Origin of the sequence: Acetobacter sp. AC2005 (assembly GCF_037901235.1) — a bacterium.
In the GTDB taxonomy this organism is placed as follows: Bacteria; Pseudomonadota; Alphaproteobacteria; order Acetobacterales; family Acetobacteraceae; genus Acetobacter; species Acetobacter oryzoeni.
Genome location: NZ_CP149625.1, coordinates 900720 through 925871, shown reverse-complemented (window position 1 = coordinate 925871; position 25152 = coordinate 900720). Strand labels below are relative to the sequence as shown.

The following is a 25152-nucleotide window of genomic DNA, read 5'->3' as shown; positions in this document are numbered from 1 at the left end:
GGGATTTTAGGGGTATGTTGATAATCGGAGATTTTGTGGGTGCCGACCTAATAGGCTGGCACGAATGGCCGACAAACCGGCGTGAAACAGCGCAAGAGCCACACACCAATCTGCCGCCCATACACGAGCCAGAGCCGGGGTTGCTGGATGAGGAAATCCTGCCGCTTCGGGATGATTGGATGAAGGGGCCGAAAGGGTAAGTTTTCCCTGTACTTTCTGGGAGATTTGTGATTCCATCAGCGTATGACACCCTCATTGCAGCAAACGCAGTTTCTAAAACGCTACATCGCGTTGAGCGAGAAGCCTATACCAGAGCATGGGCCTTTCTCAAATCTCTCTATTGACGGCTCATGGCTGAAATTGGCGAGAGAGACGGAAACAGAGCTTCTATGGAAAATTACACCTGCTGGCATATGGGCATTTTGGCGAGGCGTAAAAGAGCACGGTGCAAAAGCTGTAATGGGGAAGTTTGCGCTGGCTGAGGCTCCGAAGGGCATAGCGTAATGCAGGAAATCCACCATACATGGGCTGATGTAGCGTATAACGCTACGACTGGTATCGGCTGCGTATTATTGTTCGCCGTTCTCGGATATTTCACATGGAAAATCCTGTCATGAGCATGAAATGGCGCGAAAACCTACCAGACTTTCTGAAGCCCGGTAACGTGGGAACATACACAGCGCCAGTTGATTGGAATGTGGCCTGTGCGTTGCAGAATGTGCGGGCTGGTGTGCCGTTGACTGAGGCGCAGAAAGCTATGTTGCAGGAGCGAGGAAATGGCCTCCAAGAAGTGCAACGGTAAGCAGCGTTTCATCGGTCGCAAGCGTGCTGAACAGAGGGCTCGTCAAATGCGGCGCGTTTTTGAGAAAGCTCTGGAGCCATATGCGTGCCGTGAGTGTGGTGGTTGGCATATTGGTAGTTTTCTATTTCCACGCAGTAAGCGCCCAGAGCGGCGATGTGTGCAGATAATGGTTGGAGGGTTGGGTGAGTAAATCTGCTGCTTCTACAGCGGCAAAGCAGCGGGGAAAGCCGTTCAAGCCGGGGCAATCCGGGAACCCGAAAGGGCGCGTGAAGGGGAGCCGTAATAAGCTTTCGGAATCTTTTATCTCTGCCCTGTTCGATGACTTTCAGGAGCATGGCATCACCGCCATCCAGAACATGCGCGTGGAAAAGCCAAACGAATATGTGAAGGTGGTCGCTTCACTTATCCCGGCGCAGTTTCAGGCAGTCGATAAGGACGGAGAGACCACAGACCTAAATGCAACGGTGGTGTTCATCAGCAAGAATGCCTGAGATCCAGATACCGTCTGCATTTGAGTTCCTTTTTGAGGCGAGCCGCTACAAGGTTCTGTATGGCGGTCGAGGATCAGCCAAGTCTCATTCGATTGGGCGGGCGCTCCTCGTTAAGGGCATGCAGCAGAATCTTACGGTTCTGTGCTGCCGTGAGTTCCAGAACAAGATCAGCGAGAGCGTGCATAAGCTGCTGGCAGAGCTGATCGATGCCTATGACCTGCATGCTTTTTATGAGGTTCAGAAAACCACGATCATCGGGCGCAACGGGACGCAGTTCTTTTTCGCCGGCCTGCGACATAACATTGCGGGAATCAAGTCCTTCGAGGGTGCAAACATCGCGTGGGTTGAAGAGGCTCAGTCTATTTCTAAAGGTTCATGGGATATTCTAATCCCGACCATCCGCGCCCCCGGCTCTGAAATCTGGATCAGCATGAACCCGGATCTTCAGACGGACGAGACCTATCAACGCTTCATAGCCAATCCACCGCGCAATGCCATTGTTCGCAAGATTAATTGGCAGCAGAACCCATTTTTCCCAGATGTCCTGCGCGAAGAAATGGAGGAGTTGAAGGCCAAGAACGAGGATGAATGGCTGCATGTCTGGGAAGGGCATCCGCGCCAATCCCTTGAGGGCGCCATTTATGCCAATGAGATGCGGCAGGCAACAGAAGAGCTGCGCATAACCACTGTACCGTATGACCCGAAATACCCAGTGTTTTCCGCATGGGATTTGGGTTGGTCTGACATGACCTCAATATGGCTGTGGCAAAAAGTCGGCTTCGATATTCGCGTTATCGGCTTTTACCAAAACCGCATGGAAGGCCTCGACCACTATGTCGCGTGGCTGGAGCGGCAGGGATACACGTATGAGCGCCATTTTCTCCCGCACGATGCCAATCAGGGGCAGTTGAGTGCAGCAGGGAAAACTATAGCCAGCCAGTTGCGTGCGCGGGGTATGCCGGTGACAGTGCTGCCCATGTTGCCGATTAAGTCTGGTATCAGCGCAGCGAGAACGCTGTTCCCTCGCGTCTGGTTTGACGAGGTTAATTGTGCCGATGGTCTCGATTGCCTGCGCAGATATAGGTACGATGTGGATCAGCAAACTGGTCAGTATTCGTCAAAGCCTTTGCATGATGATGCCTCCCATGGCGCAGATGCTTTCCGGCAGCTGGCCGTTGCGATCAATGATCCTCGCCCCAAGGAGCAGAAAAAGAAACCCAAGCGCCTACCTTTGGCTGGGGTTGGAACAGGCTGGATGAGCGCATAGGAATAAAATCCTATTTTACTGTACAGGCGCGGATTGAATGTGATATTCGGTAAACATGGCAGAAAACACAGACGATGATCTGATATCTGAGGTTCAGAGGCGATATGATGAATCTCAGGCGCATACGAGCCAGTGGCGGAGCCGGGCGCGTGATGATCTGCGCTTCTTCCATGCCGATGCTTACAATCATGCTCAGTGGGATGATGCTGTTTATCAGGCCCGCGCTGGAACATTTGGGGGCTCACCTCGCCCATGCCTGACGATCAACAAAACTGCCCAGCACGTCTTTCAGGTTGAGAATGAGGCCCGGCAGTCTCAGATGGGCGTCAAGGTCAATGCGACCGGCTTTGGCTCCATGTCTGAGGCAGCTGATGCGATTGAGGGCATTATCCGCCATATCGAATATCAGTCCAACGCTCAGCAGAACGCGTATGCCTGCGCTATTCAAGGGCAGGTGCGGACTGGTTTGGGTTGGGTGCATGTTGTCACAGATTACGTGCCCGGCGTGGACACGTTCGATCAGGACTTTTTCATAAAGTCCGTGCCCAATTCGTTGAACGTATATTTCGACCCAGCCGCCCAAGAGCCAGATCACTCGGACCAGAACTGGGCAATGATAGTCGAGGAGATGGATCGGTCTGAGTTTGACCGCATGTATCCGGGACACGAAGACATTTCCCGCGACCCGATATCTGGATTGGAATCAGACAGCGGGTGGGTGACTGACAACACCGTACGCGTTGCCACGTATTACCGGCGCAGCGAGAAGAAAGACACGCTGTGGGCCTGCATGATGCCGGATGGTTCTGTGCGCCCCATGCGTGAAAGCACTATGCCCGAAGAAATGGTGAAGATGTGCCGCGCCATGAATGCGCCATCCCGCCCTGTGACTTCGCATGCAGTCGAGAAGATCATCATTGCGGGCAATACTGTTATTGCTCAGGGCGATACAGTGTTCTCTCTTATCCCTCTGGTTCCGTTTATCGGAATTGAGACCCGCGCCACTGATGGGAATGATGCGGATTATGCAGGGTTGGTGCGCGCCCTTATCGATCCGCAACGCATGTTCAACTACACGGCCAGCGCCTATGTGGAGAGTGTTGCGCTTCAGACTAAAGCGCCATGGCTTGCCTCGTCTGAGGCCATCGAGGGATACGAGGAGCAGTGGGCTGCTGCCAATACAAGCAATGCAGCTTATCTGCCATATAATGCGGTTGATCATGATACATCCACGCCGCTGCCCGTTCCCACGCGCATTGAGCCGCCATCAGGTTCTACCGGTCATTTTCAGGGAATGCAGTCTGCTGACCAGTGGATGCAGATGGTTACAGGCCAGTATCAGGCGGAGATGGGCGCACCGGGCAACGAAAAGTCTGGCGTGGCTATTCAGCAGCGCCAGCGCCAGTCTGACACGGCAAACTACCACTACACCGACAATCAGGGCATGGCGCTTCGTTACATTGGCCGTCTGCTGATTGATGCCATCCCGAAGGTGTATGACACGCAGCGGGCTGTGCAGTCTCTCGGCATGGATGGCGCACAGACGGGTGTTGTGGTTGATCCAGCATTGCAGCAGGCAGCGCAGGTCGCATTACCACCCGGTGCAGATGGTCAGCCTCAGCAACTGCCGCAGGGTATGCCTCTGCAGAAGCAGCGCCAGATTGAAGGGGCGATCCTCGCGATTAACCCGACCATTGGTCGCTATGATGTTGAGGCAGACGTTGGCCCGGCTTTTGCCACACGTAAGCAGGATGCCTTCAATTCCTTGGTGCAGATCATTCAGGCTGACCCACAACTTATGGGGCAGATTGGAGACCTTGTTTTCCTGAGCGCAGATTTCCCGCTGGCTGATGAAATTGCCGACCGGCTCAAGCCAGCGTCTGATGATCCGCGCCTTGGGCAGGCTCAGCAGCTTATTCAGCAGTTGCAGGGGCAAGTCGGGCAGTTGCAGCAGCAGATTAAAGACAAGCAGGCTGATATTCAGATTAAGGCTGACGCGCAGAAGCATACGCAAGTCAAGGATGCGATGGCAGAAGACACTGCCCGCTACAAAGCTGAGACGGACAGGATGGCGGCCATTGGCTCGACTGATCCTGATGCGTTGCGCGTTCTGGTGCATCAGCTGGTAGCTGAGGCGTTGCAGGGCAGCCAGTCCTCGCCGATGTCAGCGCCTATACAGGATGGTCCACCGGCACCGCTTCCGCGCCTGCCATCCTCCAATCCTCCCGGCGGTGAAATACACGCGCCCAATCCCGTAACAGGAGCCGTTGACGCATGAGCGAAACCATCGAAGCCCCCGCAACAGAAGTGACGCCAGATATCGCAACCGACACTGCGCCCAGCGCACTGAATACAGGAGAGCAGGGTGAGCAGGTATCTGGCGAAGGTGGTGAGCAATCTTCCAGCCAACCGGCAGCACAGGATGATAAAAAGCCTGTGCCCGCATGGATGCAGCGCAAAATTGACAAGCTGACGTTTGAGCGCCGGGAAGCTGAGCGTCAATACCAGAAGGAGCGGGAGGAGGCGGAAAATCTCAGGCGTGCGCTTGCTTCTGCCCGTGGTGATGAGCCGCAGGAAGATCAGCTTACGCCTGATCAGATCCGGCAGCAGGAACGCCAACGTTACGAACGGCTGGCCGGAGAAGCCGCGGCTGCGCAGAAATTCAATGATCAGTCCAACCAGATTGCGAAGGCGGTTGCTTCTACTCATGGTGAAGCTGCTGTTGCGCAGGCATCGCGGCTGCTAGTCGATCAGGCTGGTCTTGATTTCAACAATCCTGCGCACCGTGAGTTGATTTCTGACATATCAGAGTTGCCGAATGCAGGCGATGTGTACTATGCTCTGGCTCACGACCCGGACACAGCAAGCAGCATCATTGATGCGTCACCGCGCCGTCAGTTTGCATTGCTGTCGCAGTTCGCGGAGAAGGTAGGAAAACCGGCAGGGCAGGGGGCAACGCCAGCATCCCCTGGAATTTCCAAAGCGCCGCCTCCCGTTTCTGCTCCGTCCGGAGCGGCTACAAAGGGGAAGAGGTCGATTTATGACCCCAATCTTTCCCCTGCTGAATTTGATCGTCTCTGGAAGGCCGGGGTTCGGTCATAACCTGCGCGGGGCAGTAACCCCGCAAAAAAACGCCACGGGGGCGCTAACCCGGCTGTTTCCGGTGCACTAACCGGCACACGTTCTGTCTTTGACGAGAGCGGCACGATAGGCGCAAGGGCGCCATGTAGTGAGCCGAAGAACCCGTGGCAAACCAACTTATTAACGACATGATCATCACGAAGCGTGCTCTGCCGCTTTTCCGTGATACCAACGGTTTCATCCGGAACGTGGACCGTTCCTATGACAGCTATTTCGGCAAGTCCGGCGCGAAGATTGGCGCATCCGTTAACGTCCGCCTGCCGAACGATCCAGTGGTGGGTGATGGCGCTGTTGTCAGCCCGCAGTCCATTACCGAGCGCTCCATTCCGCTGACGATTGCTTACCGCAAGCACGTCTCTCTGTCGTTTGATACGCAGGAACGCACCCTGAATATCGATGATTTCAGTGGTCGCTACATTGAGCCGTCAGTCAATAACCTGACCGGTACCGTTGCCAATATCGCCATGCAGCTTGCTCTGGGTGCGGCCAACATGGTGCGCAACACGGATGAGACTGGCGCCACCATTGCGCCGTCCTCTGACACATGGCTGAAAGCAAAGGCCAAGCTCACCAAGCAGCATGCGCCGACCATGGACCGCTTTGCTGTTCTTGATCCTGACACAGATGCCAACACAGTGTCTGGCCTGATGGGTCTGTTCAACCCACAGGCCAAGATTGGCGACCAGACCACAACCGGCTCCATGCAGGCTCCGCTGCTGGGCGTGAAGGAGTGGATCAGCGATCAGACGTGCTTGGTCACCACCACTGGCTCCTATGACGGGAAGGCGACGGCCACCGGCAGTGTGACCAACATCACCAACACTGGCAACGCCATTCCTGGGCAGATCAGCCCGACCGCATACCCGCAGAACTCGGTTATAGGCTGTTCTGCACTGAATGGTGGCCTGAACGTTGGTGACGTGATCACCATTGCTGGCGTTAATCAGGTGAACCGTGTGACAAAGCAGTCCTACGGCACGCCGATGCAGTTTGTAGTTACGCAGGCTGCTGCGTCTGGTGCCACGTCTATCGTGGTGTCTCCTGCTCTTGTCGGCCCGTCTGCCGATGGCTCTCAGGCGCAGTATCAGACCGTGGACAAAGCCCCGCAGGCTGATGCCGCCATCAACCTTGTCGGCAAGCAGGGCGAAACCATCCGCCGCAACCTGCTGTTCAACAAACAGGCCATGACAATGGTGACTGTTGACCTGATGGAGGTCAGCAAGGGCGTTGTGGACTGCGGACGCGCCAATCTCGATGGCATCTCCATGCGTACGCTGACCTACTACACCGGCACAGACGATACGCTGGGCACGCGCCTTGATGTGTTGTTCGGAATTGGCGTTCTGCGCCCCGAATGGATGTGCATCGTTCCGGATATCATTGACGCAGGCTGATGCGTCCGTATCCAAAATGCCTGCACCACCCGAACGGTTACGAGACTGTGACTGTTCGGGATGCAGCGGAAGAAGCGCGGGTGAGAGCTCGCATGATAGGCCGCCCTGTGCCTGAGCGCCGGGACGCGCCACCCAAGCCCGTAATGCGGCGAAAGGGACGCCCAGCCAATGGCCGGAGTAACTGACGGCACACCCGATAAAACCACAGGCTACACCGTATCTGATCTGGTCAATATGGCGCTTCGCCAAATTGGGATTGGCGCAATGGGCACGACTGCCAGTGCACCCGACATTGCAGATGGAGTAATGCATCTGAACATGATGTTGGCGCAATGGCAACGCAAACGATGGCTGGTGCCAAATCTTGTTGATGAGGCGTTTCTCTCAACAGGCGCGAGTGTTTACTATATTGGTCCGGGCGGCGCGGTTGATGTATCTACACGACCAGCGCAAGTTGTTTCCGCATATGCTCGCCTCCTCAATGGTGCTCCACAGCAATCTGACGGTGATTTCGCCAGTTCAGATTTTGCAGGGACAGATTTTTCTACGCAGAATACCGGTATAGATGGTCCCGGATATCCTATTGATTACTCGCTGACACCAATTTCTTCGTATGAGGATTATGCGGCGCTAGGACTTAAGGCGCTGAAAACATGGCCAAGCTATTATCATTACAACCCAGCATTCCCGCTAGGTGAATTTCGCCCTTGGCCAATACCACAAGCGGAAACATGGGAATTTCATATTCTCTATGCGCAACCGCTTCAATCTTGCCTGACGAGCGATATTCCTATTGATCTGCCTCCTGAATATTGGGACGCCATCATGTGGTCTCTCGCTGCCCGGATGGCGCCATCATATGGGCAGGAAGCTAGCCCTACTGTTTTAAGTGCGGCAAAAGCAGCTTTGAGCACAATTAGAAGCGCGAACCAGCAGATTCCAATTCTCGGCATGCCTGCAGTACTAACGCCTATAGGAAATCCGTTTTACTGGCCCGGACTGGAGATCCAGAAGATATGAGAAAATATATACTCCTTGCAGCTTTTTTGCCGTCTATATGCTTTGCGCAGTCTGTGCCGCAAATGGATCGGAGAGTTACCTTGGAGGGGCCAACGGGTCTGAATTGGGCTCTGTCCACTAAAGTAGATACACTCAATGGCACTTTGAATTCTCCTGAAATTTCAGGGGGAGATATATCAAATTCCTCAATATCAGGAGGAACATCCGCAAAGCAGGAAATTAATCAGCCAACAATATCAGATGGCACAGCGATCGGTCTTGATGTCAGCTCCGCACTTGGGAAGGTTTTGGGTGCCAGCGTATCGAGGTATCTAAATTCTAAATTGCTGGATATTATTAGCGTTAGGGATTTTGGCGCAAAAGGTGATGGTGTCACGGATGATACTGCGGCTATTAATGCTGCAATTTCTTATGCGCACACAACAAACAATAAGGGCGGGCGCATCTTTTTCCCAGATGGGGTTTATAATGTTAGTTCTACGATCATCCTGACAGGATCAGGATTTTCTTTGATTGGCACAAGCCCAAGGGCAGCAACCATTCAATCGACAGTCACATCGGGAAATATTATACAAATAGGCCAGTCTCCTGATAATCTAAATAACAATCAAAATGATCAGATTTTTGGTCTGAATATCATTTCCCAAAATCCAATGACTTCTGGAGCCGCTATATATGCCGATGGGGTATATAATCTGAAGATCGATAATGTTCGCATAGGAGAGAACATTTTCGATGGGTTAGAGGTAGAGAATAGCATAAGATCTACTTACGGCGTCATGATACATCATCTGTGGCTGGCGTCTATTTTGGACAAGGGGATTATTATTGGCGCTCTAGCGCAGACGCAGCAGCAGGTTGTTACAGATGTTTTTCTGTCAGACAGCATGATTCTACCTGCAGGAAGCTCGGCAATCTGTGGAGTTTGCCTTTATGGTGCAGGAGGATTTTATGCATCTGGGGTTGATATAACGAGCAATGGCGACAGCCATTTTATCAATGCCATGCATATCAAGCCGAATGCAGGATCAGATGTTAATGCTGTTATGCTTTCACGCTTTTTGATGGATGATAGCACCGATGAGAATTTGCTGCTGGATGGAGATGGATTTATCGCAGATGTCACATTAACTAATGTGTGGGCGTCTACATCAAATACCGCATCAGGAATTGTGATAAATAATACAAATACAGACGGATTCACAATTTCTGGAAGCACTGTAGATAGTAATGCCCAAAACGGCATAACTATAAATGGTGGCGTTAATATCTCTGTATCTTCGTCCCGCATACTTAATAATTCCATGTCATCAAATGGAAGTTTTAATGGAATCGCAGTAGGAGTGCAGACAGGAAAAACTTCTCCTGCCTCATACTCCATTACGGATAATCAGATTGGTAACGGCGGATTTTTCAATCTGAATGGTGGCTCGCCTTCTATTATTCACCAGAAGTGGGGAATAAATATTGATAAATTGTCGGGGCAGGGTTTTGTCGTAACAAATAATCGCGGTTTCGGTAATGTATCTGGAATTATAAACGATCAAACAACCGGAACGAATAAAACCGTTAGTGGGAATGTGTCTGGGTAATGGAGCGTATCAATCTGACGGGCGGCTCTTATCAGGCCAGATCCCTGGCTGCAGCCGTTCAACGTTGCCTAAACCTTATTCCTGAACCTCTTCCTGCACAGGAGCAGGAGCCAGTGGAATATACGCATTATCCTACTCCGGGTAGCAAGGCTTTCGCTACCCCAGAAGTAGGTGTTGTGCGTTGCCTTTATAATTCGACCCAAGGTGATCTGATTGCTGTTGTTGGTAGCGGTGTCTATGTCGTACAGGCGAATGGCAACACAACCAAGATCGGAACTATATCTCCCGGCAGCGGTCAGGTTCGTATGCAGGATAACGGAATTACGTTGTTCATTGTAGACGGAACCCCGAAGGGTGGTTGGTATTGTTCCCTTCCCATAAAGCCTCAGCAAGGTCTTTATGGTGCGCTCACTCAAATTGCAGACAGTGCATTTTATGGATCCAGAACAATATCCATTCTGGATACGTTTTTCCTTTATACCAATCCTGATACGACAAACTGGTATGTTGGGACGTCTGAATTTTCTGATGAATCTACAACACCATTTGACAGCACGTATGTAGCTAGCAAGACCAGCTATCCAGATGCGATTGTTGGGATAGTTGCTGTGGGACAGACAATCTGGCTATTTGGATCGCAGGAGACAGAACTTTGGTATACGTCTGGATCTGCTGATTTTCCATTTCAGAGATTACCCTCTCTGAGTATCGGGGCCGGATGTGTTGCGCCGTATTCCATTGCCGCCAATAGCGATGTTGTATTGTGGCTAGGAAAAGATAAGGCGGGTCTCCCACGTGTCTATCTGGGAGCGGAGCAAACAGCGCAGCCTATCAGCACATTTGCAATTGAAAATTTCATTCAGGGATATGTTGATTGTGTTGATGCAATTGGCAACATCTACCAGCAGGAAGGTCACACGTTCTATGTTCTGACATTCCCACAAACTGGCAAAACATGGGTGTATGACCTTTCAACCGGCCTATGGCATGAACGCTGCTCGTTGGCATCTGATGGTAAGACGGAAGTTTGCTTACGAGCAAACGCATGGGCTTGCGCTTATGGAAAAGTATTTTGCGGAGACCCTGAGAACGGAACTATCTATGAAGTGTCACTCGATCTTGATACAGATGCAGGTATCCCCATAAAGCGGCAAAGATCGTTTCCTCATGCTATCGGCGATGGACGCAGGATGATTCATCGCAAGTTAATGCTGGATATGCAAAACGGTAGCGGGATAGCGGTAAATGTTGATTGGTCTGATGATCGCGGGCAAACATTTTGCGCTCCAGTCGCGCTACAGATTGGCGCGTCCGGTAATGTCTGGCCGACTATCTGGAGGCTTGGAATAGCTCGGGATCGCGTGTACAGACTGACATGGGCAGGCGGACAGGATGCGGCTTTAATGGGCGTATTCTTGGATGCTGATACGGTGGCAACATGAGCAACAGCACTGCAGCCAGCTACTATATGCCGTATTACTCTGGGCCGGTGACGGACGGAAATGGCAACCCGACAACTGGATTTACACGTTTCCAGCTCGCTCTTTTTAATCGGACAGGGAAAGAGCTGGGGACAGATGCAACGTATAATGTTGAGCAAATTACGCTGGCGCTCAATACCGCAAAAAGGGCCGAAACGGACGCGCAATCTGCCCTGGCGCAGGCCGCTGCAGCGCAGGGCGTAGCAAGTTCTGCCCTTTCTCAATCGGCGCAAGCTGAAACAGATGCGTTAGATGCCAAGGATAGTGCCAATAAAGCCGAAGATGATGCACAATCCGCTTTACTGGCAGCGCAGGACGTACTAATATTCACCATGCTCACGTCGAGCGCCCAATGGGCAAAGGCGGCACAATCTTTAGACGATGCGGCGCTTATGGCCGCGCAGAGTCAGATATGGCCGTCACTTCTCTTGCAATCCAGCCCGGCATAAATCTTACCGCAGCAGCGCAGACAGTTGCCACGGGATCTGGTTCCAGCACTACAATTACAACTGCCGTTGTCGCCAATAGCACTGCGGCAGCAATTTCCCTTTCAGTCAGTGTGACGCGCAAGGCAGGCGGGACATTCCCGGTTATTGTAAGCCGGTCTGTGCCTGCAAACAGCAGCACCATTCCCCCAGAACTGGCAGCCTTTTCACTAGCTGATGGAGATACCCTAACAGCAGAGGGAAATGGACTTTCCCTTATCCTGAACGGGTTTATCGTGTCGTGATATTTACCGTTCCCGATATTCCCGGTGCGGCAGTCAATGATATTGACGCAATCAATGCCATCATTACGCATCCTGCCATTTATGGTGAGGCGGGGCGTATTGCGGATGTGCAGGACCGGCTTGTGGTGACGCTCCCCGGAATTGTCGTGGGCTTTCGTGAAGTCGCTCCCCGCGTGCATGAATGCCATCAGGCTGTTCTACCAAAAATGCGTGGCAAGGAAGCTGTCGCGGCCATGAGACAGATACGGGACTGGTGGTGGAAAACACAACCCTCTGACCTGATGATTGGGCCCGTGCCAGATAATGCGCGTAAGGCCCGGTTTGTTATGCATGCCCTTGGGTTTTCCCGCTGGCAGGAACTGGAAGCGCCGTGCTCTGACGGAGTGACGCGCCATCACGTAATTTACAAAATGGAGCGTCCTCAATGAGTGATGCGTTCGGGGTTGGTCAGGCCACGCAGGCAGCTACTACTGCGGCTGCAACTGCTGCCCAGATGGCGATGGAAAAGTCTGCCATGGATAAGGCAGCCAAGACTGGAGCCGGTCAGGCGCGGGCCATTTCTGCGTCTGGGGAGACAGCGCAGAATTACCTAAACCCGTATGTTGCTGAGGGGCAGAACATGCTCAGCAACATCGACAACAATATGTCTCTGTGGGGGAATATCAATAATTCCTACACGGATGCAGCCAACAGCAATGTCGATACAGCCAGTTCGTCTCTCAAGAACCTGCTGACCAATGGCATTACGCAGCAGTCCATTGAGAATACGCCCGGCTGGTCTGCCATCAACAACCTTGGGCAGCAGGCTGTTACCAATAGTGCGGCAGCGCGAGGGCTGGCGAACAGCGGTGCGGCAGAAAAGGGTGCGGCTGATTACGCCACGACAATGGCGGATCAGACATACCAGAACCTGTATAATGATCAGTTGAGCACTAACGGCAATCTGTTGAACGCTGCCAATGGCTACAATGCAGTCAACGATGCCAACCAGGGCAACATCACCAATACATGGAACCGGGAAAACCAGTTGCTGGGGTATGGGGCAAACGCATCGGCTGCCAGCGCGACAAATGCTACCGACACTGCCAGCCTTTCTGCTCAGGCAGCATTGGCTGGAACAGGGGCCACAATGTCCGGCACAACATCCATGGCCAATAGCCTGACAAACGGTCTTAACAGCCTTGGTAATCAGGCATCCAATTACGGAACGAATTATCTGGCCTACAAAAACCTGCTGAACGGAGAATCATTCTGATGCCGGGAATGTTTGATACAGGCGCGAATGCACTCCTTGGCATCGGCCAGAATACTGTTCAGCCACAAACGAACTTACTGCAAAATATTGCGGCGGCGCAGGGTATTAAAAATCAGGCGCTAGCATACCAAAATGAGCTGACCAACTATAAATCCAAGCAGGCCATAGGTAATGCGCTATCTCGCCATGTGCGCAGGGATGGCAGTATTGATTATGGAGCGGCCATTTCTGACGCTGCACAAAACCCGGATGCTGCCTATGGCCTGCCGGATGCTGTAACGCAAAACAATAGCCAGCAGGCGCAGAATATCGGCAATCAGGGCGCACAGCTTGGCCTTAACCAGCGCCGCACCGGAATGCTTGCTGGCTTGGCAGCCCCCTTGATGAGCAAACCCAATGTAACCAAAGGCGATGTAGCGCGGCAGCTTGGCGTTGGTGTTGCGCATGGCCTGATTACAATGGATCAGGCGCAGTCTGCCTATTCTGCGCTTCCTAATGATAGCGATGGCATCAAGCAGCAGGTGCGCGGCTTGATGGATGCCTCCATTGGCCCAGAACATTCCTACGATGATGCTTATGGGGAAATGCGGCTGGTGGACGATGGCGGCGTGCTGCGCTGGGAAAATGTTGGCTCTCCTGCCAGCGGTCAGGGGGGCGTGCAGGTAGGCGCAGGCGTTGAAAAGCAGGTTTCTCCTGATAGCAACGCAACCCTTACACCGGTTACCATAAAAGACCCTGAAACAGGGCAGATGATTAATGTTTACCGTACGGCAGGGAAACTGCGTCAGACGTCTGGTGGAGGCAACTTTACTGGGCGGCGGATAGACACATCTGGAGGCGGAAGTTCTGAGCCCATGGCTGGTGCTCCAGCAGGTTATAATGAGCAGTATAAAACCGGTCAGGATGTGCAGAACTCGCTTGCAAATCAGCAAAGCGATGTGACGCAGAATATTGCTACGTTGCGGAATTTGGATGCACTTCTTTCATCTCCTGAATTGCAAAATGTACGCTCCCGGACTTTGAAAGATATTGCCAATAATGCGAGCAAATTCGGCATAGATTGGGGTGGTAGCAAGGGATATGCAACCATTGCTCAGGAAATCGACAAGGCAGGAACCACACTCCGCAAGCAGATGATGGATAGCGGGGGCGGACCGCATACCAACGCAGGCCTGTCTGATCTTGAACATATAACTCCTGGAATGGAGATGACGCCAACAGCAGCTCGCGCCCTGACGAATGAAATGCTGACGGCTGCACTTTATCAGCAAGGCCGACAGAAAATTGCGGCTGGTGAGAAAGACCCAACTAAGGTTCTTTCTACCTTGGCGGACTATGACCGGAATTTTGACCCGCGTTTTGCCACCATTCAGAGGCTTGGGCCAGAAGAGGGGCGGGAATATGCGAAGTCTCATATTTCCGATCAGCGGGAGTATGCCGATGCTGTTCGACGTATGGCGCGCGCGCAGCGTGAGAAGGGGTATGATTACGGCCTGACACCCCAGCAAGTTGACCGTATTCTCGGGCTGCAAAATGGTAGATGATTTGCAACGGAATGTTGACCAGGCATTCCGTGAAGCATCCCAGAAGCACAATATTGATGAAAACTGGCTGCGGGCCATAGCGCAAACCGAAAGTGAGGGCAGGCTTGATGCGCGCAGCCCTGCTGGTGCAATCGGCTTGATGCAGATTATGCCGGATACTGCCAAGAGGCTGGGCGTTGATCCGCGCGATCCTGTGCAATCAATCCATGGCACGGCCCGTCTGCTTGATGAAAATCTAAAGCGGTATGGCAACCCGATTGATGCAATGCGTGCCTATAATGGCGGAACCGATACCTCCAAGTGGGGTAACGATGAAACGCGGTCTTACCCCGGCAAGGTTATGGCGAATATGGCCACCATTCAAAAGAAGCAAAACTCTACTCAAAAGCCAGACGCGCTTGATGATAGCGTGTATGGATGGGATGACGCTCCTGCAAAAGATACTGGCCCCGTTCTGGATGACAGTATATATGGGTGGGCACCAGAGAAAGCAGCTCAACCTTCAGCGCCAGAGCCTGAGCAATCAGCGCTAGGGAAGGCGTGGACGCTTACCAATGATACGGTGAATTCGGCAGGTAGCGAAATTGCCAAAACATTCGGCGCTGGCGTTCCACACCTTTTAAGCTGGCTAACATCTGCCGGGCATCATTTTGATAATCCGGTATCCAATGCTGCGCATGATGTTGGGGATTGGGTTGAGCAAAAAGAGGCCGAAGATGCAGCGTTGCGTAAAGATGACTATGGCCGCAGCTTTTCCGATGCAGCAGGAACAATGCTCGGAGCTGGGCTTTCGGCTGGAGTTGGCGGTCGTCTTATTCGGCCTGCTGCCAGCATGTTGGAAGGCACAAGAGCGGGCAGAATAGCCGCAAATCTCCTGACCGGGGAAGGACCTACCGCCATGCGATGGGGGAACAATGCCCTGGCAGCTGGCGTACAAACTGCTCTGGCGGATGGAGACTGGAAAGATCAAGCCGCTCTTACTCTGGGCTTAAGCGCACTTGGCCATGAGGCAGGGAAGGTTGTTGCCGCTGGAAGTGGAAAGGTTAAAAACGCCCTGACTGGAGCGCTTGACTATCTGGACCCCGAAGGAGCCAAAGCAAAAGGCCCAGAAGTGCAGGCCATGAAAATGTCCGATGGTACTGTTGAGCCTGTTGCGACTGCTGCCGAACAAAAAGCGGAGCAGAAAGCCCAACAGAAAGCGGTATCAAGAATTGGCGCTTTTTCTGACCCCAAGAAGGCAGCTGATGCCATTATAAATGCCTTTACAGGGAAGGGTGGCACGCGCCTTTATGAGGCCCAGGTTCCCGGTGTATTCCATACAACGGCTACGCGGCTACGTGATCCCAAAATGGCGGCATTGGAAGACAATATGCGGGATCTATACCCGGATGCATTCCGCACGCTGGATCTCTCCAACAATGATGCATATACGCGGTACCTGCGGGATACCATCGGCACCCCTGAACATATTTCCAAACTGGAAGGGGAGCGTTCTGCATTTGAGCAAGCGCAGCGTGAGGCGGCGTTTGAAAATGAACAGCCGGTTCCCACTCAAGCTCTGCATGATACCCTTGATAGGCATATAGCTGATAATCGCGGCAATGCTGCGGTAAAGCAGGCACTTACCCGGGCCAAGGATGCGCTGGCTGATGCATCAGAAGAAGATGGGACTGCACTGCCATCCAATCTATGGAATGTCCGCAAGGCTATCGGATACGGATTGCAGCAAGCTGCTGCCAGTGAAAGCAGCCATATGCGTGCAGCCGCTTCTCGGCTTACGCCTTTTATGGATGATCTTGCCCACCATATAGATGAGGGCGCTCCGGGGTTTCATGATTATCTTGAAGGGTATTCAGATAGATCGGGAGCCATTGATAGCTTGAGGTTTTTGCAGTCGCGCGGATTAACGCAAGCAGCCAATGATGCCGCGACTGGTGAAAACGTGAATTTTACTGCCCTCAAGAGACTGATCAACCAAATTGATAAAAATGAAGTAGCTGTTTCCACAAAAGGAACAGATGCAGTAATGCCGGAGCAGGAAAAGCGGCTCCGGATGCTCTATCGGGACATGCTGGCGGAGCGTGAAATGCAGGCGGCTGGCCGCTCTAACGGTGCATCAAAAACATTTAAGGCAGGAATGATGCAGCGCGAAAAAGAGGTGCGCGGCGGCAACGCTGGTGGAATGTTGGGTGCAGTAGGAGGCGCATTAGGTGGGCACGAACTTGGTGTTCTTGGCGGCGGGGCCTTGGGTACTGCGCTTAATGTGGGGAATAATCTGCTCACCCACGCGCTTGCAAACCGTAGGCTAACAAACATGCAGCGCGTTGATCAGGAGGTGATTAACCGCCTTCTTCCTAAGCGCGTTAATCGTCGTTGAACCGAATACCATTTAGGGCGCGATCTTGAGCCTCAGCACGGCGGCGATCTATCTGTTGTCGGATGTACCAGGGCGCGAAAGACAGAAAGAAAACGGCAATAATAAACGGGGTCGCACCTTCAGTAAGATCATGTATAGACGTGCCGAAAAGTATTGTCATCAACAGCATGAACCCACCCGAGCAGAACGCCAGAAAGGCCGCCGGGATAAAGTTCCCCCGCACCCACCACATAAAGAACACGAACGCCGCAACGACATAGAGCAGAATCATACCCATCCATAGCATGGAAGACTGCGGTAGGGATAATATTTTAGGGACAGCTAAGCCCTTTTGCGATACCGATTAAGGTAGCAATAATTATCCTACCATACAGCGTGAAGTTCCCTGACCTTTCTGTCAAAGTTTCGCGCTGTATCCCCTGCGCACCGGTCCATATCTTTCATTCGATATATAACTACTTGCCCGCATCCTGCTATCTGTACTAGAATCACCTCACGGCATGTCTCGCACTGGCGGCACAATTCGATATTACGAATGCCGCCGTTATGCGCTTATTTCTTCTTGCCGCCTCTCTTTTCATCGCCACTCCTGCGCTTGCCCAGACACAGGCTGCCGCGCCTGTTGAACTGTTCAAATATGGCGTCCGCACTGGCACGAATGGTAACCCCCTTGTCGTGACGCTTGGCGGGTCTGGATCTGGTGGGAGTGGTGGCGCATCTGCCATTTCTCCGGTTTCCCCAACCTTCTCCGGTGGCGCAAACCTGTCCATCTCCACTGCCGCCAGCTACACGCCATTCCCTGCGCAGACATGCAAGCAGCTTACGATTGCCAATAACACGGGCGTCACCGTGCAGGTGCAGCAAGGCGGCTCTGGCGCTGCTCAGCCTGTATTTCCCGGCACGTATTACGTTTTCTACGGCCTGACAGACGCATCGGCTCTCGCTGTTGAGCGCGCAGACGGCACAGCAACTGCGGTCACTGTCAACGCCCGCTGCGAGTATTAAGCATGCAGGGTCAGTATCAGCCGCGAGCGCCTGGCATTGCAGCGGGACAGTCGGCGCGAAACACCACCGCGACCTATTTTGACTATCAAGGCATCATGCGCACTGCGCAGCCCGGTGAACTGCGTCCGAACTACGTCTATCGGAATGGCGTATGGGTGCAGGATGGTTGGCTGCGGGAAGGGGCATCACAGAACTGCATGCAATGCGGAAATACGAACATGGGGGCGTATGGCGCTTTCCCTGAAAGCTATCTTATCACTAAGGACGCCATACCGAACATTACGTCCGTTGATGCGCCGAGTGACACTCAGGTGATGATAGGAAGCGTATATGTTTTGCTCACTCATCCTGAAACAACTGCCAACAGGTTGGATATGTGGTGGGCAGGTGGCAGTCCGGACGGAGTATATGTCGATCTAACTAATAGGGTGGTAGCTGGAACGAGTGCAGAATGGCATATTTCCTGTGAGGATGTAGGCACAGCCTTGCGTGTCTGGCTCCAAGGAGGACCTAACCACTCAACCATATGGTCCCCGGTTTTTATTCCCCGTAACGGCGATGCCGTGATGGCATGTTTCCAAAATGAGGCTCTGACCTCGGACGGGAACCCGACAAGCTGGATGCCCTACGGCCAGACGCGGGGCGCTGACTGATGGATGCCATCACAGGAGTCCCAGTATCGGAAACCCTACATGCCCGCCTAGATGATCACGAAGAACGTCTTGCTGCTGTAGAGCGGCGGCAGGACGTGACAGACGGCAAACTGGACAGCATCAGCCGTGATATTGCCGCAGTGCGAGCCGAAGGTAATGCACGGCAGCAGGCCACCAATGCCGGAATGGACAGGATTGGCATTCAGCTTTCTGATCTCACGCGCCAACTGGCTGCCCATACCGGCGCACAAGAGGAACGCAACAGACTGGCAGAGGACAGTTTGCGCCGCTGGAAAAAACTGGCGGTTATTGTCGGGCTGTTCTGCACACTTGGTGCAGCCATTGGCTCTACATTGCTTTCAGATCAGGAAGTAGCCAGCACGATCTGGGTGAAGTGGCTTCACCTACGTGAGCCATGGGACGTGCCCACACAGCCCGTACCACAACCTCAGACAACGCAGTTCATACTGCCCCCGCGCGACATGGAGTCAGTATGATACCCGCAGCATGGATGTCAGACCCCGTGCAAGTTGGTGCACGCACCGCATGGGGCGAAGCAAGGGGTGAAGGCAGCAACGGGATGGCCGCAGTTCTGTGCGTTGGCCGTAACCGCGCCATCCACCCTGCATGGTGGGGGCATGATCTGTGCAGCGTGTTCCTGCATCCGTGGCAGTTTTCGTGCTGGAATGCAGCAGATGTGAATCTTCCCAAGCTTCTAACCGTCACTGACATGGACACGCAGTTTCGTGAAGCTATCTCCTTGGCGCAAGCTCTTGTAGGCGGCCACCTCACCGACATGACGAAAGGGGCGGATCATTACTATGACACGCGCTCCCCGCGCCCTGCTTGGGCTTCTTCGCAATTCTACTGCTGCACGATTGGTCATCATGCGTTTTACCGCGTGGGGCCTTTTGGAGAGGGATAGCCTTATGGCTGACACACCCACAAAAACCAACCTTACCCAGACAGCAAAGGCCGTTGCTGCGGGCTTATCCATGCCCACGCTTATTGCTGCGCTCCCACAGCCAGAAGCAACATGGGTGCTGTACGCCTGCGCTGTATTTGCCTCGGCAGGATTTGCGGCAACTCTGATTCCGCTTCCAGCCAATCAGTCTGGCAAGCTCTGGCTGGTTTACCGGTTCATCAACTTCCTTGCTCTCAACTGGAAGTACGCAGCCAACGCAGCCGTCATGCTGCGAGGTGCGGCGTCCTCCAAATCTGAACCGCCCAAGGTTGGGCCCGGTTCTGTTGTGACCATTCCGAAAGACGATACAAAATGAAGAAAGTATTTCTCGCTCTGGGGCTGCTGCCTCTTCTGGCTGCCTGTGCCGATACCTCACAGGGTAAATTGCGCCAAGCTGTTTACGATGTGGGCAGCGCCTACCATGTGCTGGCTAACCCGATGCCGGATGTGATGGCAGGCAACGTACCGGGCGTAACGCTGACCGACACACAGAAGGCCATTGCCAAGCGCGCCAGCCAGACCGTGTTCAATGAAATCCAGTCGCTGGAAACCTCCATTGAGGGCGGAGACAGCATCACGCAAACAGCCGTGTCCGCATTGCAGGCAGACTTCGCATCATTCGAAACCTGCTGGGCAGGCCTGAAAACCGGTACCACGCCGGACACCTGCGCAGCTATTGGCGGGAGCAAATAACATGAACGCAGCAGAAATCAGCGCCATCCTTGGCGTAGTGACCACCGTTGCAGGTCTGGCCGAGAAATATGGGCCGGAAGTGTATGAAACGGTGAAGCAGGCCATTGAGCAGTCCAAGAGCAAAACCGGCCCTTCTGTGGCAGATATTGAAGCCATCTTTGCCAAGTGCAAGGCCGACAACGCGGCTATTCAGGACGCATGACGCCAGATTTTGAGTGCGGGATGATTGTTGGTGGCGGGGGAGTTTTCCTCGCCACCATCATCTTTGCTGTAGGCTGGCGGTTGCTTGCCTCTCGGTCTCAAGCGCCTTGGAAAGCAGGCGGCGAATAGCCTCTGCCCGCTTTACGCCATTGACTAATGGGGGTGAGCGGGGAATCAGGGGCTAGAAGGGGATTTCTTTGTTTAGTTCTGGCGGAAGCCCGGGTGTTTCTTTCTCTTTAATCCCCGCATCAGCAAGAAGGTTAGTCATAATGCGGGACGCCTCACCGCGGTTAGAGCCTTTTGTCTCTCTCCAGACTTTCATAATTTCGGACATATGAGGCCAAAGAACCTCAATTTTTTCACGGTTCAAAGCGCGCAAAAAACTATCACGTGAAAAGAAACGCCAATGGGCTTTGATAAAATCAAGCATTTCCTCTTCTTCAAATGAGGGGTGCGTCCTGTTGTCTAGGGCGAGGTTTATTGCCCTAATGCCTTCATTCACATCCCAATAACTAAGCCAGCTTAATTTGTCGTAGCCATTATCATCGTGGATATCGGCTCTGTCGGCGGCCTCCATCACTGCGCGCTCAATTACTTTGGTTATCGTTTGCCCTTTAATTCTGGCGATAAACTCCAAAGCAAAGCGCATCTTGGGATCAAGCCTGATAGTTAGGCTCTCTGACTTCTGTGGTCGTTTACGTTTGCGCTCAGTGGTCATTCCGAATCTCCGATACTGATTAAAAATTACACGCACTGAAAAATCATTGCAAATTACGCTTGCACCAAGAATGAGAATCGTGGAATAAAAGCACTGCACAATATGTGCATGAACATTAACGCAGGTGCAAAAATGTCTAACTACGTACTCTCACGAGAGAGGGCCTTCGATATTTACAAAGAGGCGAGGCAGAAAGAGCCGAAGACACGCCTAGTCACGGTTCTCCCCACGGCAGAGGTAGAGGCCATTGATGAATGGGGGGTGCCAAATGGAATGGAAAGCAGAACAGCTACCATTCGTTATTTGATCAAGTTTGCACTCGAACAAAAGAAAGCAGCAGGCCCTAACGCCAATCAGACGCCTGCTGCTTCAGCCGAAAAGGAAAACGGCCATGACGCCGCATAACACAGAACTGACCATTCTTTCCACAACTATCCGGCAAGATGCGGAAGGGCGGTATTGCCTGAATGATTGCTGGAAGGCATCTGGTGGGGATCCCAACAAGGCTCCTTCTGAATGGGTAAAGAACAAGCAGACGAAGGCGTTGGCTGAAGAATTAAAGCAGTCGGGAAATTTCCCGACTGACGGATTTCAGCCACTTAAGTCCAAAAATGGCGGAATCAATCCCGGAACCTACGCCTGCAAAGAACTGGTCTACGCCTATGCAATGTGGATCAGCCCAGCGTTCCATCTTCAAGTGATCCGGGCATTCGATGCGTTGATTACAGGCCAGATCCCCAACCCTGCCCCAAAACCCAAACGCATCCGCAAGCCAGCGTTTGATACCGCCTTCACGCGCTGCATGAACGTGGTGGCACTGCTGCCGAATGTTGATGAAAACCAGAAGCTACTTATGGCGGCCCGCGGGACACATGCGCTTTGCGGCATCAATCCGCTTGAGGTGATGGGATACACAGCCATTCCCGCCGCAACCCAGGATAACTATTTGACGCCAACGGAGCTGGGCCGTCAGGTTGGTTTATCGGGTCGGCGCGTAAACCAGATCCTTTGTGAGGAAGCCCATCTGCAAGTGCATACTCCTGGTTCATCTTCTGGAAGCGACTGGAGCATGACTGAGAAGGGTCTTGCTTTCGGGAAGATGTTCGACAGCACCCGGAAGGGCGGCAAAGGTTCTCAGCAACAACTCAAGTGGAAACCATCAGCTATTGAGTTCTTGCGCCCTTTTGCAAATCCACCAGCGTAAGCGCCATAAAGGCCAGCCACCCTTTCGGGGGTGGCAACGCTGGTGTGAGGAAGAAGAGCGGGCTGGCGTGGGGCGGAAAGCTTTGGCGTAAAGGAACGAGCAAGACCAAGAGCCGACATAGGTATCGGACAGGCTCTTGGCTTGCGGTGTTATAACGGGGACTGAACTGTTTCCAAATAGGAAATGGTTCCGGTCGGTGAATATGCTTCACCTGTTCAGGGGTTCGCCGCGCTTTTACCGGGCCTATGACCCAAAGTGCCTACTAACCATTGCGCCTAGCACCGGAATAGAGTGCTGCGGCGTCTCACCGCTACCAACAGACAAACCCGCCGCAGCCCCATGAGCATAGTACGGATTGGGAAGGGGTACAAGGGAAAAAGAAATGTGAGGAAATTTTGAGGAGTTTGCGTTATTGATATTTACAACCCAAGGAAAACTGCAAATATCTATACCCTGACTTGGTTTTTGACATGGTAGGGGTCACAGGTTCAATCCCTGTTGCGCCCACCATCCATAACCGGCAGTTTTCTCCCACTTTTTAAGTGCTATGCCAAATGTTCCGATACAAATCGGTACACGGTAAACCGTTTTTCCACTCCTTATTTCATGGTTGTTGGTTATGGACTGGTTACTGTTTTTTAGGCTTTCGGGACAATGCGCGGGCCTGAACTCCATCATTTAATAATATCCTCTCGATACACTGTCACGGTATTGATGCTGCTCCAGTCTCCATCTGATTTCAGTAAAAGAAGATCCTTGTGTACGCAGTAATGCCATGATGCCCATGTATGGCGCAGGTCATGTGGTGTGAACCCTGGCACGAACGCCTGCTTTGCCTTCTTTTTCCCTTTTGGAACCCACTCCCGAATTCGTCCAGACAAACCAGCTCGATGGCAAGCACCCTCATTGCCGCTACAGCAAACTACATCAAGGTCTAACGGGCCCTAATCCACCACGGCTCAATCCAGGCGGTAAGTCACTCCGCACGATTCTGTTGGCATAGTAAATCGCAGATATCATGTCTGTCCGAAGGTTCTTCGGCAGGATACTGCCTTTCGGACGGACTTTTTTCTACATATAATTTATGCCTAACGCTATAATACAAAAACCACATCATAAGATAACATACTTTACACCATTTACATTTTACAATATAATTATTACAACAATGCACTAATATCAAATAGACGTGAAATAAATGAAATTAGCTAAATTTTTTTTGTGGATTATTTTTTTGTTTTTATCAAAAAATGCTGTTTGCTCTGATATGGTTGATTCTAATACCCTAAATGGAAAATTAATTATGGGATATCAAGGATGGTTTCATTGTCCAACAGATGATGCATATCTTGGATGGGGACATTGGAAAAATGGCGAAAATATGGCGGTAGATATGTTGCCTGATATGGCCGATTTTTCTGATGGCGAAAAATGCAAAACATTAATGAGAGACAAAAATAACAATACAATAAATCTTTTCACAAATTCAGACCCAAAAACTATAGAAAAACATTTTTATTGGATGAAAAAGTATGGAATAGATGGGGTTGCAGTACAGAGGTTTGCCAATATTATTCTTGATGATAATTCCTACAATTCATCAAATATAGAATTAAAATATATAAAAAATAGCTCAGAAAGAAATGGAAGAGTATTTTATGTTATGTATGATCTTTCAGGATTTCCAGATGAAAAACTTAACCTAGTTGTAAATGACTGGGAAAATATTATAAAATCAGGAATTACTAAAAGTCCATCTTATCTGAGACATCATGGGAAACCAGTGTTGGCTATATGGGGATTGGGTTTTAGTGGTCGCTCTCTTACGCCACAACATGCAGTCAACTTACTGAAATCTTTAAAAGACATTAGTAATGATTTTGGGGGTGTGACATTTATTGGTGGAGTTCCTGCCTACTGGAATGAAGGAATAAACGATGCAGACAATAATCCTGATTGGAAAAAAGTATGGTCAATGTTGTCTGTTATTAGTCCATGGACTGTAGGAAGATACAAAAATATTCAGGAATCAGATAAATATAAAGATGAATTATTAAAACCTGACATAAATTTCACACATAAAAAAATATTGATTATTTCCCAGTTGTATTTCCTGGATATTCACATGCCAATGGTTATCATGCTGATAATCCATTTTCTACAACTTCGGATCAGGTAATACCCAGAAAATGCGGACAATTCTATTGGCATCAGATATATAATACAGTTCATTCTGGAGCAAGAATGATATATGTCGCAATGTTTGATGAGGTGAATGAAGGAACGGCAATGTTTAAAATGTTGGCTAATAAATCCTCGTTGCCAATATATAATATCCCACCTGAAAACAAATTCATAGTATTAGATGAGAAAGAGTGTCCATATTTACCAAGTGATTGGTATCTTCAATTGGCAAAATCTACAACGAAAGCAATTCATAATCCTGAATATCTAAAGGATATATTACCACTTAAAATTCCACAAGCTTCACCATAAATAATGATCAGTTCATGTTAGCACTACTATGGCAGAATACGTTTGGGGGCTGGAATGGAAGGTTTCCACAGTGCGGATATTGCTTGGTGGGTAGTCGCAGGATACGATCAAGGATGGCCTGTCG

Annotated in this window: 30 protein-coding genes; 28 read left to right on the top strand and 2 right to left on the bottom strand. The window is 51.6% G+C overall.

Features of this window, described 5'->3' with window-relative positions; translation table 11 throughout:
* Nucleotides 1-14 precede the first annotated feature (14 nt).
* The 16 genes from QQM41_RS04495 (at nt 15) to QQM41_RS04420 (ending at nt 17094) form a co-directional block, all read left to right on the top strand.
* Complete coding sequence (locus QQM41_RS04495; protein ID WP_339077225.1) at nt 15-200, top strand: hypothetical protein; 186 nt, start codon at nt 15-17, stop codon at nt 198-200.
* Nucleotides 201-598: 398 nt separating this feature from the next.
* Nucleotides 599-802, top strand: a complete 204-nt coding sequence (locus QQM41_RS04490) for a hypothetical protein (RefSeq protein ID WP_339077840.1) — start codon at nt 599-601, stop codon at nt 800-802.
* 182 nt (nt 803-984) lie between these two features.
* Nucleotides 985-1293, top strand: a complete 309-nt coding sequence (locus tag QQM41_RS04485) for a DUF5681 domain-containing protein (RefSeq protein ID WP_339077839.1) — start codon at nt 985-987, stop codon at nt 1291-1293.
* Nucleotides 1286-2560 carry a PBSX family phage terminase large subunit gene (locus QQM41_RS04480; protein ID WP_339077838.1) on the top strand — a complete coding sequence of 425 codons (1275 nt, stop codon included), beginning with the start codon at nt 1286-1288 and terminating at the stop codon, nt 2558-2560. Before QQM41_RS04485 ends, QQM41_RS04480 begins: the two co-directional genes overlap by 8 nt.
* Before the next feature lie 55 nt (nt 2561-2615).
* Nucleotides 2616-4838: a portal protein gene (locus tag QQM41_RS04475; protein ID WP_339077837.1), complete on the top strand. Its 2223-nt coding sequence runs from the start codon at nt 2616-2618 to the stop codon at nt 4836-4838.
* Complete coding sequence (locus tag QQM41_RS04470) at nt 4835-5662, top strand: hypothetical protein (protein ID WP_339077836.1); 828 nt, start codon at nt 4835-4837, stop codon at nt 5660-5662. Before QQM41_RS04475 ends, QQM41_RS04470 begins: the two co-directional genes overlap by 4 nt.
* 143 nt (nt 5663-5805) lie before the next feature.
* On the top strand, nt 5806-7095 hold the full coding sequence (locus QQM41_RS04465; RefSeq protein WP_339077835.1) for a P22 phage major capsid protein family protein: 1290 nt from the start codon (nt 5806-5808) through the stop codon (nt 7093-7095).
* A gap of 168 nt (nt 7096-7263) precedes the next feature.
* The gene (locus tag QQM41_RS04460) at nt 7264-8115 is read left to right on the top strand and encodes a hypothetical protein (protein WP_339077834.1); all 852 of its coding nucleotides are present in this window, start codon (nt 7264-7266) and stop codon (nt 8113-8115) included.
* Nucleotides 8112-9707 (top strand): glycosyl hydrolase family 28-related protein, encoded by a 1596-nt coding sequence (locus QQM41_RS04455; protein ID WP_339077833.1) that lies wholly within the window; start codon nt 8112-8114, stop codon nt 9705-9707. The genes QQM41_RS04460 and QQM41_RS04455 overlap by 4 nt, the downstream gene beginning before the upstream one ends.
* A gap of 113 nt (nt 9708-9820) precedes the next feature.
* Entirely contained in the window at nt 9821-11149 is a 1329-nt protein-coding gene (locus QQM41_RS04450; RefSeq protein ID WP_339077832.1) for a packaged DNA stabilization protein, read from the top strand.
* On the top strand, nt 11146-11637 hold the full coding sequence (locus QQM41_RS04445; protein WP_339077831.1) for a hypothetical protein: 492 nt from the start codon (nt 11146-11148) through the stop codon (nt 11635-11637). The genes QQM41_RS04450 and QQM41_RS04445 overlap by 4 nt, the downstream gene beginning before the upstream one ends.
* Nucleotides 11601-11918 carry a hypothetical protein gene (locus QQM41_RS04440; RefSeq protein WP_339077830.1) on the top strand — a complete coding sequence of 106 codons (318 nt, stop codon included), beginning with the start codon at nt 11601-11603 and terminating at the stop codon, nt 11916-11918. The genes QQM41_RS04445 and QQM41_RS04440 overlap by 37 nt, the downstream gene beginning before the upstream one ends.
* Nucleotides 11915-12346: a hypothetical protein gene (locus tag QQM41_RS04435; protein WP_339077829.1), complete on the top strand. Its 432-nt coding sequence runs from the start codon at nt 11915-11917 to the stop codon at nt 12344-12346. The genes QQM41_RS04440 and QQM41_RS04435 overlap by 4 nt, the downstream gene beginning before the upstream one ends.
* Entirely contained in the window at nt 12343-13173 is an 831-nt protein-coding gene (locus tag QQM41_RS04430; RefSeq protein ID WP_339077828.1) for a hypothetical protein, read from the top strand. The genes QQM41_RS04435 and QQM41_RS04430 overlap by 4 nt, the downstream gene beginning before the upstream one ends.
* Nucleotides 13173-14717 (top strand): hypothetical protein, encoded by a 1545-nt coding sequence (locus QQM41_RS04425; RefSeq protein ID WP_339077827.1) that lies wholly within the window; start codon nt 13173-13175, stop codon nt 14715-14717. Before QQM41_RS04430 ends, QQM41_RS04425 begins: the two co-directional genes overlap by 1 nt.
* Nucleotides 14707-17094, top strand: a complete 2388-nt coding sequence (locus QQM41_RS04420; protein ID WP_339077826.1) for a lytic transglycosylase domain-containing protein — start codon at nt 14707-14709, stop codon at nt 17092-17094. Before QQM41_RS04425 ends, QQM41_RS04420 begins: the two co-directional genes overlap by 11 nt.
* Here the strand turns inward: QQM41_RS04420 and QQM41_RS04415 are convergent.
* Nucleotides 17081-17365, bottom strand: coding sequence for a hypothetical protein (locus QQM41_RS04415; RefSeq protein WP_339077825.1), 285 nt, complete (start codon nt 17363-17365; stop codon nt 17081-17083). The genes QQM41_RS04420 and QQM41_RS04415 overlap by 14 nt on opposite strands.
* A gap of 275 nt (nt 17366-17640) precedes the next feature.
* On the opposite strand from QQM41_RS04415, the gene QQM41_RS04410 reads away from it, so the two are divergent.
* From QQM41_RS04410 to QQM41_RS04375, 8 genes are read left to right on the top strand one after another with little or no spacing between them, the layout of a single operon-like run.
* Complete coding sequence (locus QQM41_RS04410) at nt 17641-18099, top strand: hypothetical protein (protein WP_339077824.1); 459 nt, start codon at nt 17641-17643, stop codon at nt 18097-18099.
* A gap of 2 nt (nt 18100-18101) precedes the next feature.
* Nucleotides 18102-18752 (top strand): hypothetical protein, encoded by a 651-nt coding sequence (locus QQM41_RS04405; protein ID WP_339077823.1) that lies wholly within the window; start codon nt 18102-18104, stop codon nt 18750-18752.
* Nucleotides 18752-19249, top strand: coding sequence for a hypothetical protein (locus QQM41_RS04400; protein ID WP_339077822.1), 498 nt, complete (start codon nt 18752-18754; stop codon nt 19247-19249). The genes QQM41_RS04405 and QQM41_RS04400 overlap by 1 nt, the downstream gene beginning before the upstream one ends.
* The gene (locus QQM41_RS04395) at nt 19246-19677 is read left to right on the top strand and encodes a cell wall hydrolase (RefSeq protein ID WP_339077821.1); all 432 of its coding nucleotides are present in this window, start codon (nt 19246-19248) and stop codon (nt 19675-19677) included. The genes QQM41_RS04400 and QQM41_RS04395 overlap by 4 nt, the downstream gene beginning before the upstream one ends.
* A gap of 4 nt (nt 19678-19681) precedes the next feature.
* A complete protein-coding gene (locus QQM41_RS04390) occupies nt 19682-20032 on the top strand; it encodes a hypothetical protein (protein WP_339077820.1) in 351 nt (116 codons plus the stop codon).
* Nucleotides 20029-20409: a hypothetical protein gene (locus tag QQM41_RS04385; protein WP_339077819.1), complete on the top strand. Its 381-nt coding sequence runs from the start codon at nt 20029-20031 to the stop codon at nt 20407-20409. The genes QQM41_RS04390 and QQM41_RS04385 overlap by 4 nt, the downstream gene beginning before the upstream one ends.
* 1 nt (nt 20410) lies before the next feature.
* Complete coding sequence (locus tag QQM41_RS04380) at nt 20411-20611, top strand: hypothetical protein (RefSeq protein WP_339077818.1); 201 nt, start codon at nt 20411-20413, stop codon at nt 20609-20611.
* Nucleotides 20608-20739: a hypothetical protein gene (locus QQM41_RS04375; RefSeq protein WP_339077817.1), complete on the top strand. Its 132-nt coding sequence runs from the start codon at nt 20608-20610 to the stop codon at nt 20737-20739. The genes QQM41_RS04380 and QQM41_RS04375 overlap by 4 nt, the downstream gene beginning before the upstream one ends.
* A gap of 52 nt (nt 20740-20791) precedes the next feature.
* Here the strand turns inward: QQM41_RS04375 and QQM41_RS04370 are convergent, their stop codons facing one another.
* Nucleotides 20792-21328 carry a hypothetical protein gene (locus QQM41_RS04370; RefSeq protein WP_339077816.1) on the bottom strand — a complete coding sequence of 179 codons (537 nt, stop codon included), beginning with the start codon at nt 21326-21328 and terminating at the stop codon, nt 20792-20794.
* Between the two features lie 132 nt (nt 21329-21460).
* Here QQM41_RS04370 and QQM41_RS04365 point away from each other — a divergent pair, with 132 nt between their 5' ends.
* From QQM41_RS04365 to QQM41_RS04345, 4 genes are all read left to right on the top strand, one after another.
* Complete coding sequence (locus QQM41_RS04365) at nt 21461-21733, top strand: hypothetical protein (RefSeq protein ID WP_339077815.1); 273 nt, start codon at nt 21461-21463, stop codon at nt 21731-21733.
* Complete coding sequence (locus tag QQM41_RS04360; RefSeq protein ID WP_339077814.1) at nt 21720-22532, top strand: KilA-N domain-containing protein; 813 nt, start codon at nt 21720-21722, stop codon at nt 22530-22532. The genes QQM41_RS04365 and QQM41_RS04360 overlap by 14 nt, the downstream gene beginning before the upstream one ends.
* Nucleotides 22533-23730: 1198 nt before the next feature.
* A complete protein-coding gene (locus QQM41_RS04350) occupies nt 23731-24711 on the top strand; it encodes a hypothetical protein (protein WP_339077812.1) in 981 nt (326 codons plus the stop codon).
* 65 nt (nt 24712-24776) lie between these two features.
* On the top strand, nt 24777-25028 hold the full coding sequence (locus QQM41_RS04345; RefSeq protein WP_339077811.1) for a hypothetical protein: 252 nt from the start codon (nt 24777-24779) through the stop codon (nt 25026-25028).
* The last annotated feature ends 124 nt before the right edge of the window (nt 25029-25152 follow it).

What these genes read in the sequence shown, in the direction of transcription:
- QQM41_RS04415 (WP_339077825.1), bottom strand. Translation starts at nt 17,365, where the DNA reads ATGATTCTGCTCTATGTCGTTGCGGCGTTCGTGTTCTTTATGTGGTGG.
- QQM41_RS04445 (WP_339077831.1), top strand. Translation starts at nt 11,146, where the DNA reads ATGAGCAACAGCACTGCAGCCAGCTACTATATGCCGTATTACTCTGGG.
- QQM41_RS04495 (WP_339077225.1), top strand. Translation starts at nt 15, where the DNA reads ATGTTGATAATCGGAGATTTTGTGGGTGCCGACCTAATAGGCTGGCAC.
- QQM41_RS04360 (WP_339077814.1), top strand. Translation starts at nt 21,720, where the DNA reads ATGACGCCGCATAACACAGAACTGACCATTCTTTCCACAACTATCCGG.
- QQM41_RS04480 (WP_339077838.1), top strand. Translation starts at nt 1,286, where the DNA reads ATGCCTGAGATCCAGATACCGTCTGCATTTGAGTTCCTTTTTGAGGCG.
- QQM41_RS04405 (WP_339077823.1), top strand. Translation starts at nt 18,102, where the DNA reads ATGCAGGGTCAGTATCAGCCGCGAGCGCCTGGCATTGCAGCGGGACAG.
- QQM41_RS04410 (WP_339077824.1), top strand. Translation starts at nt 17,641, where the DNA reads ATGCGCTTATTTCTTCTTGCCGCCTCTCTTTTCATCGCCACTCCTGCG.
- QQM41_RS04375 (WP_339077817.1), top strand. Translation starts at nt 20,608, where the DNA reads ATGACGCCAGATTTTGAGTGCGGGATGATTGTTGGTGGCGGGGGAGTT.
- QQM41_RS04370 (WP_339077816.1), bottom strand. Translation starts at nt 21,328, where the DNA reads ATGACCACTGAGCGCAAACGTAAACGACCACAGAAGTCAGAGAGCCTA.
- QQM41_RS04455 (WP_339077833.1), top strand. Translation starts at nt 8,112, where the DNA reads ATGAGAAAATATATACTCCTTGCAGCTTTTTTGCCGTCTATATGCTTT.
- QQM41_RS04395 (WP_339077821.1), top strand. Translation starts at nt 19,246, where the DNA reads ATGATACCCGCAGCATGGATGTCAGACCCCGTGCAAGTTGGTGCACGC.
- QQM41_RS04390 (WP_339077820.1), top strand. Translation starts at nt 19,682, where the DNA reads ATGGCTGACACACCCACAAAAACCAACCTTACCCAGACAGCAAAGGCC.
- QQM41_RS04425 (WP_339077827.1), top strand. Translation starts at nt 13,173, where the DNA reads ATGCCGGGAATGTTTGATACAGGCGCGAATGCACTCCTTGGCATCGGC.
- QQM41_RS04400 (WP_339077822.1), top strand. Translation starts at nt 18,752, where the DNA reads ATGGATGCCATCACAGGAGTCCCAGTATCGGAAACCCTACATGCCCGC.
- QQM41_RS04345 (WP_339077811.1), top strand. Translation starts at nt 24,777, where the DNA reads ATGATATATGTCGCAATGTTTGATGAGGTGAATGAAGGAACGGCAATG.
- QQM41_RS04475 (WP_339077837.1), top strand. Translation starts at nt 2,616, where the DNA reads ATGGCAGAAAACACAGACGATGATCTGATATCTGAGGTTCAGAGGCGA.
- QQM41_RS04380 (WP_339077818.1), top strand. Translation starts at nt 20,411, where the DNA reads ATGAACGCAGCAGAAATCAGCGCCATCCTTGGCGTAGTGACCACCGTT.
- QQM41_RS04365 (WP_339077815.1), top strand. Translation starts at nt 21,461, where the DNA reads ATGTCTAACTACGTACTCTCACGAGAGAGGGCCTTCGATATTTACAAA.
- QQM41_RS04385 (WP_339077819.1), top strand. Translation starts at nt 20,029, where the DNA reads ATGAAGAAAGTATTTCTCGCTCTGGGGCTGCTGCCTCTTCTGGCTGCC.
- QQM41_RS04490 (WP_339077840.1), top strand. Translation starts at nt 599, where the DNA reads ATGGAAAATCCTGTCATGAGCATGAAATGGCGCGAAAACCTACCAGAC.
- QQM41_RS04460 (WP_339077834.1), top strand. Translation starts at nt 7,264, where the DNA reads ATGGCCGGAGTAACTGACGGCACACCCGATAAAACCACAGGCTACACC.
- QQM41_RS04350 (WP_339077812.1), top strand. Translation starts at nt 23,731, where the DNA reads ATGAAATTAGCTAAATTTTTTTTGTGGATTATTTTTTTGTTTTTATCA.
- QQM41_RS04440 (WP_339077830.1), top strand. Translation starts at nt 11,601, where the DNA reads ATGGCCGTCACTTCTCTTGCAATCCAGCCCGGCATAAATCTTACCGCA.
- QQM41_RS04420 (WP_339077826.1), top strand. Translation starts at nt 14,707, where the DNA reads ATGGTAGATGATTTGCAACGGAATGTTGACCAGGCATTCCGTGAAGCA.
- QQM41_RS04430 (WP_339077828.1), top strand. Translation starts at nt 12,343, where the DNA reads ATGAGTGATGCGTTCGGGGTTGGTCAGGCCACGCAGGCAGCTACTACT.
- QQM41_RS04470 (WP_339077836.1), top strand. Translation starts at nt 4,835, where the DNA reads ATGAGCGAAACCATCGAAGCCCCCGCAACAGAAGTGACGCCAGATATC.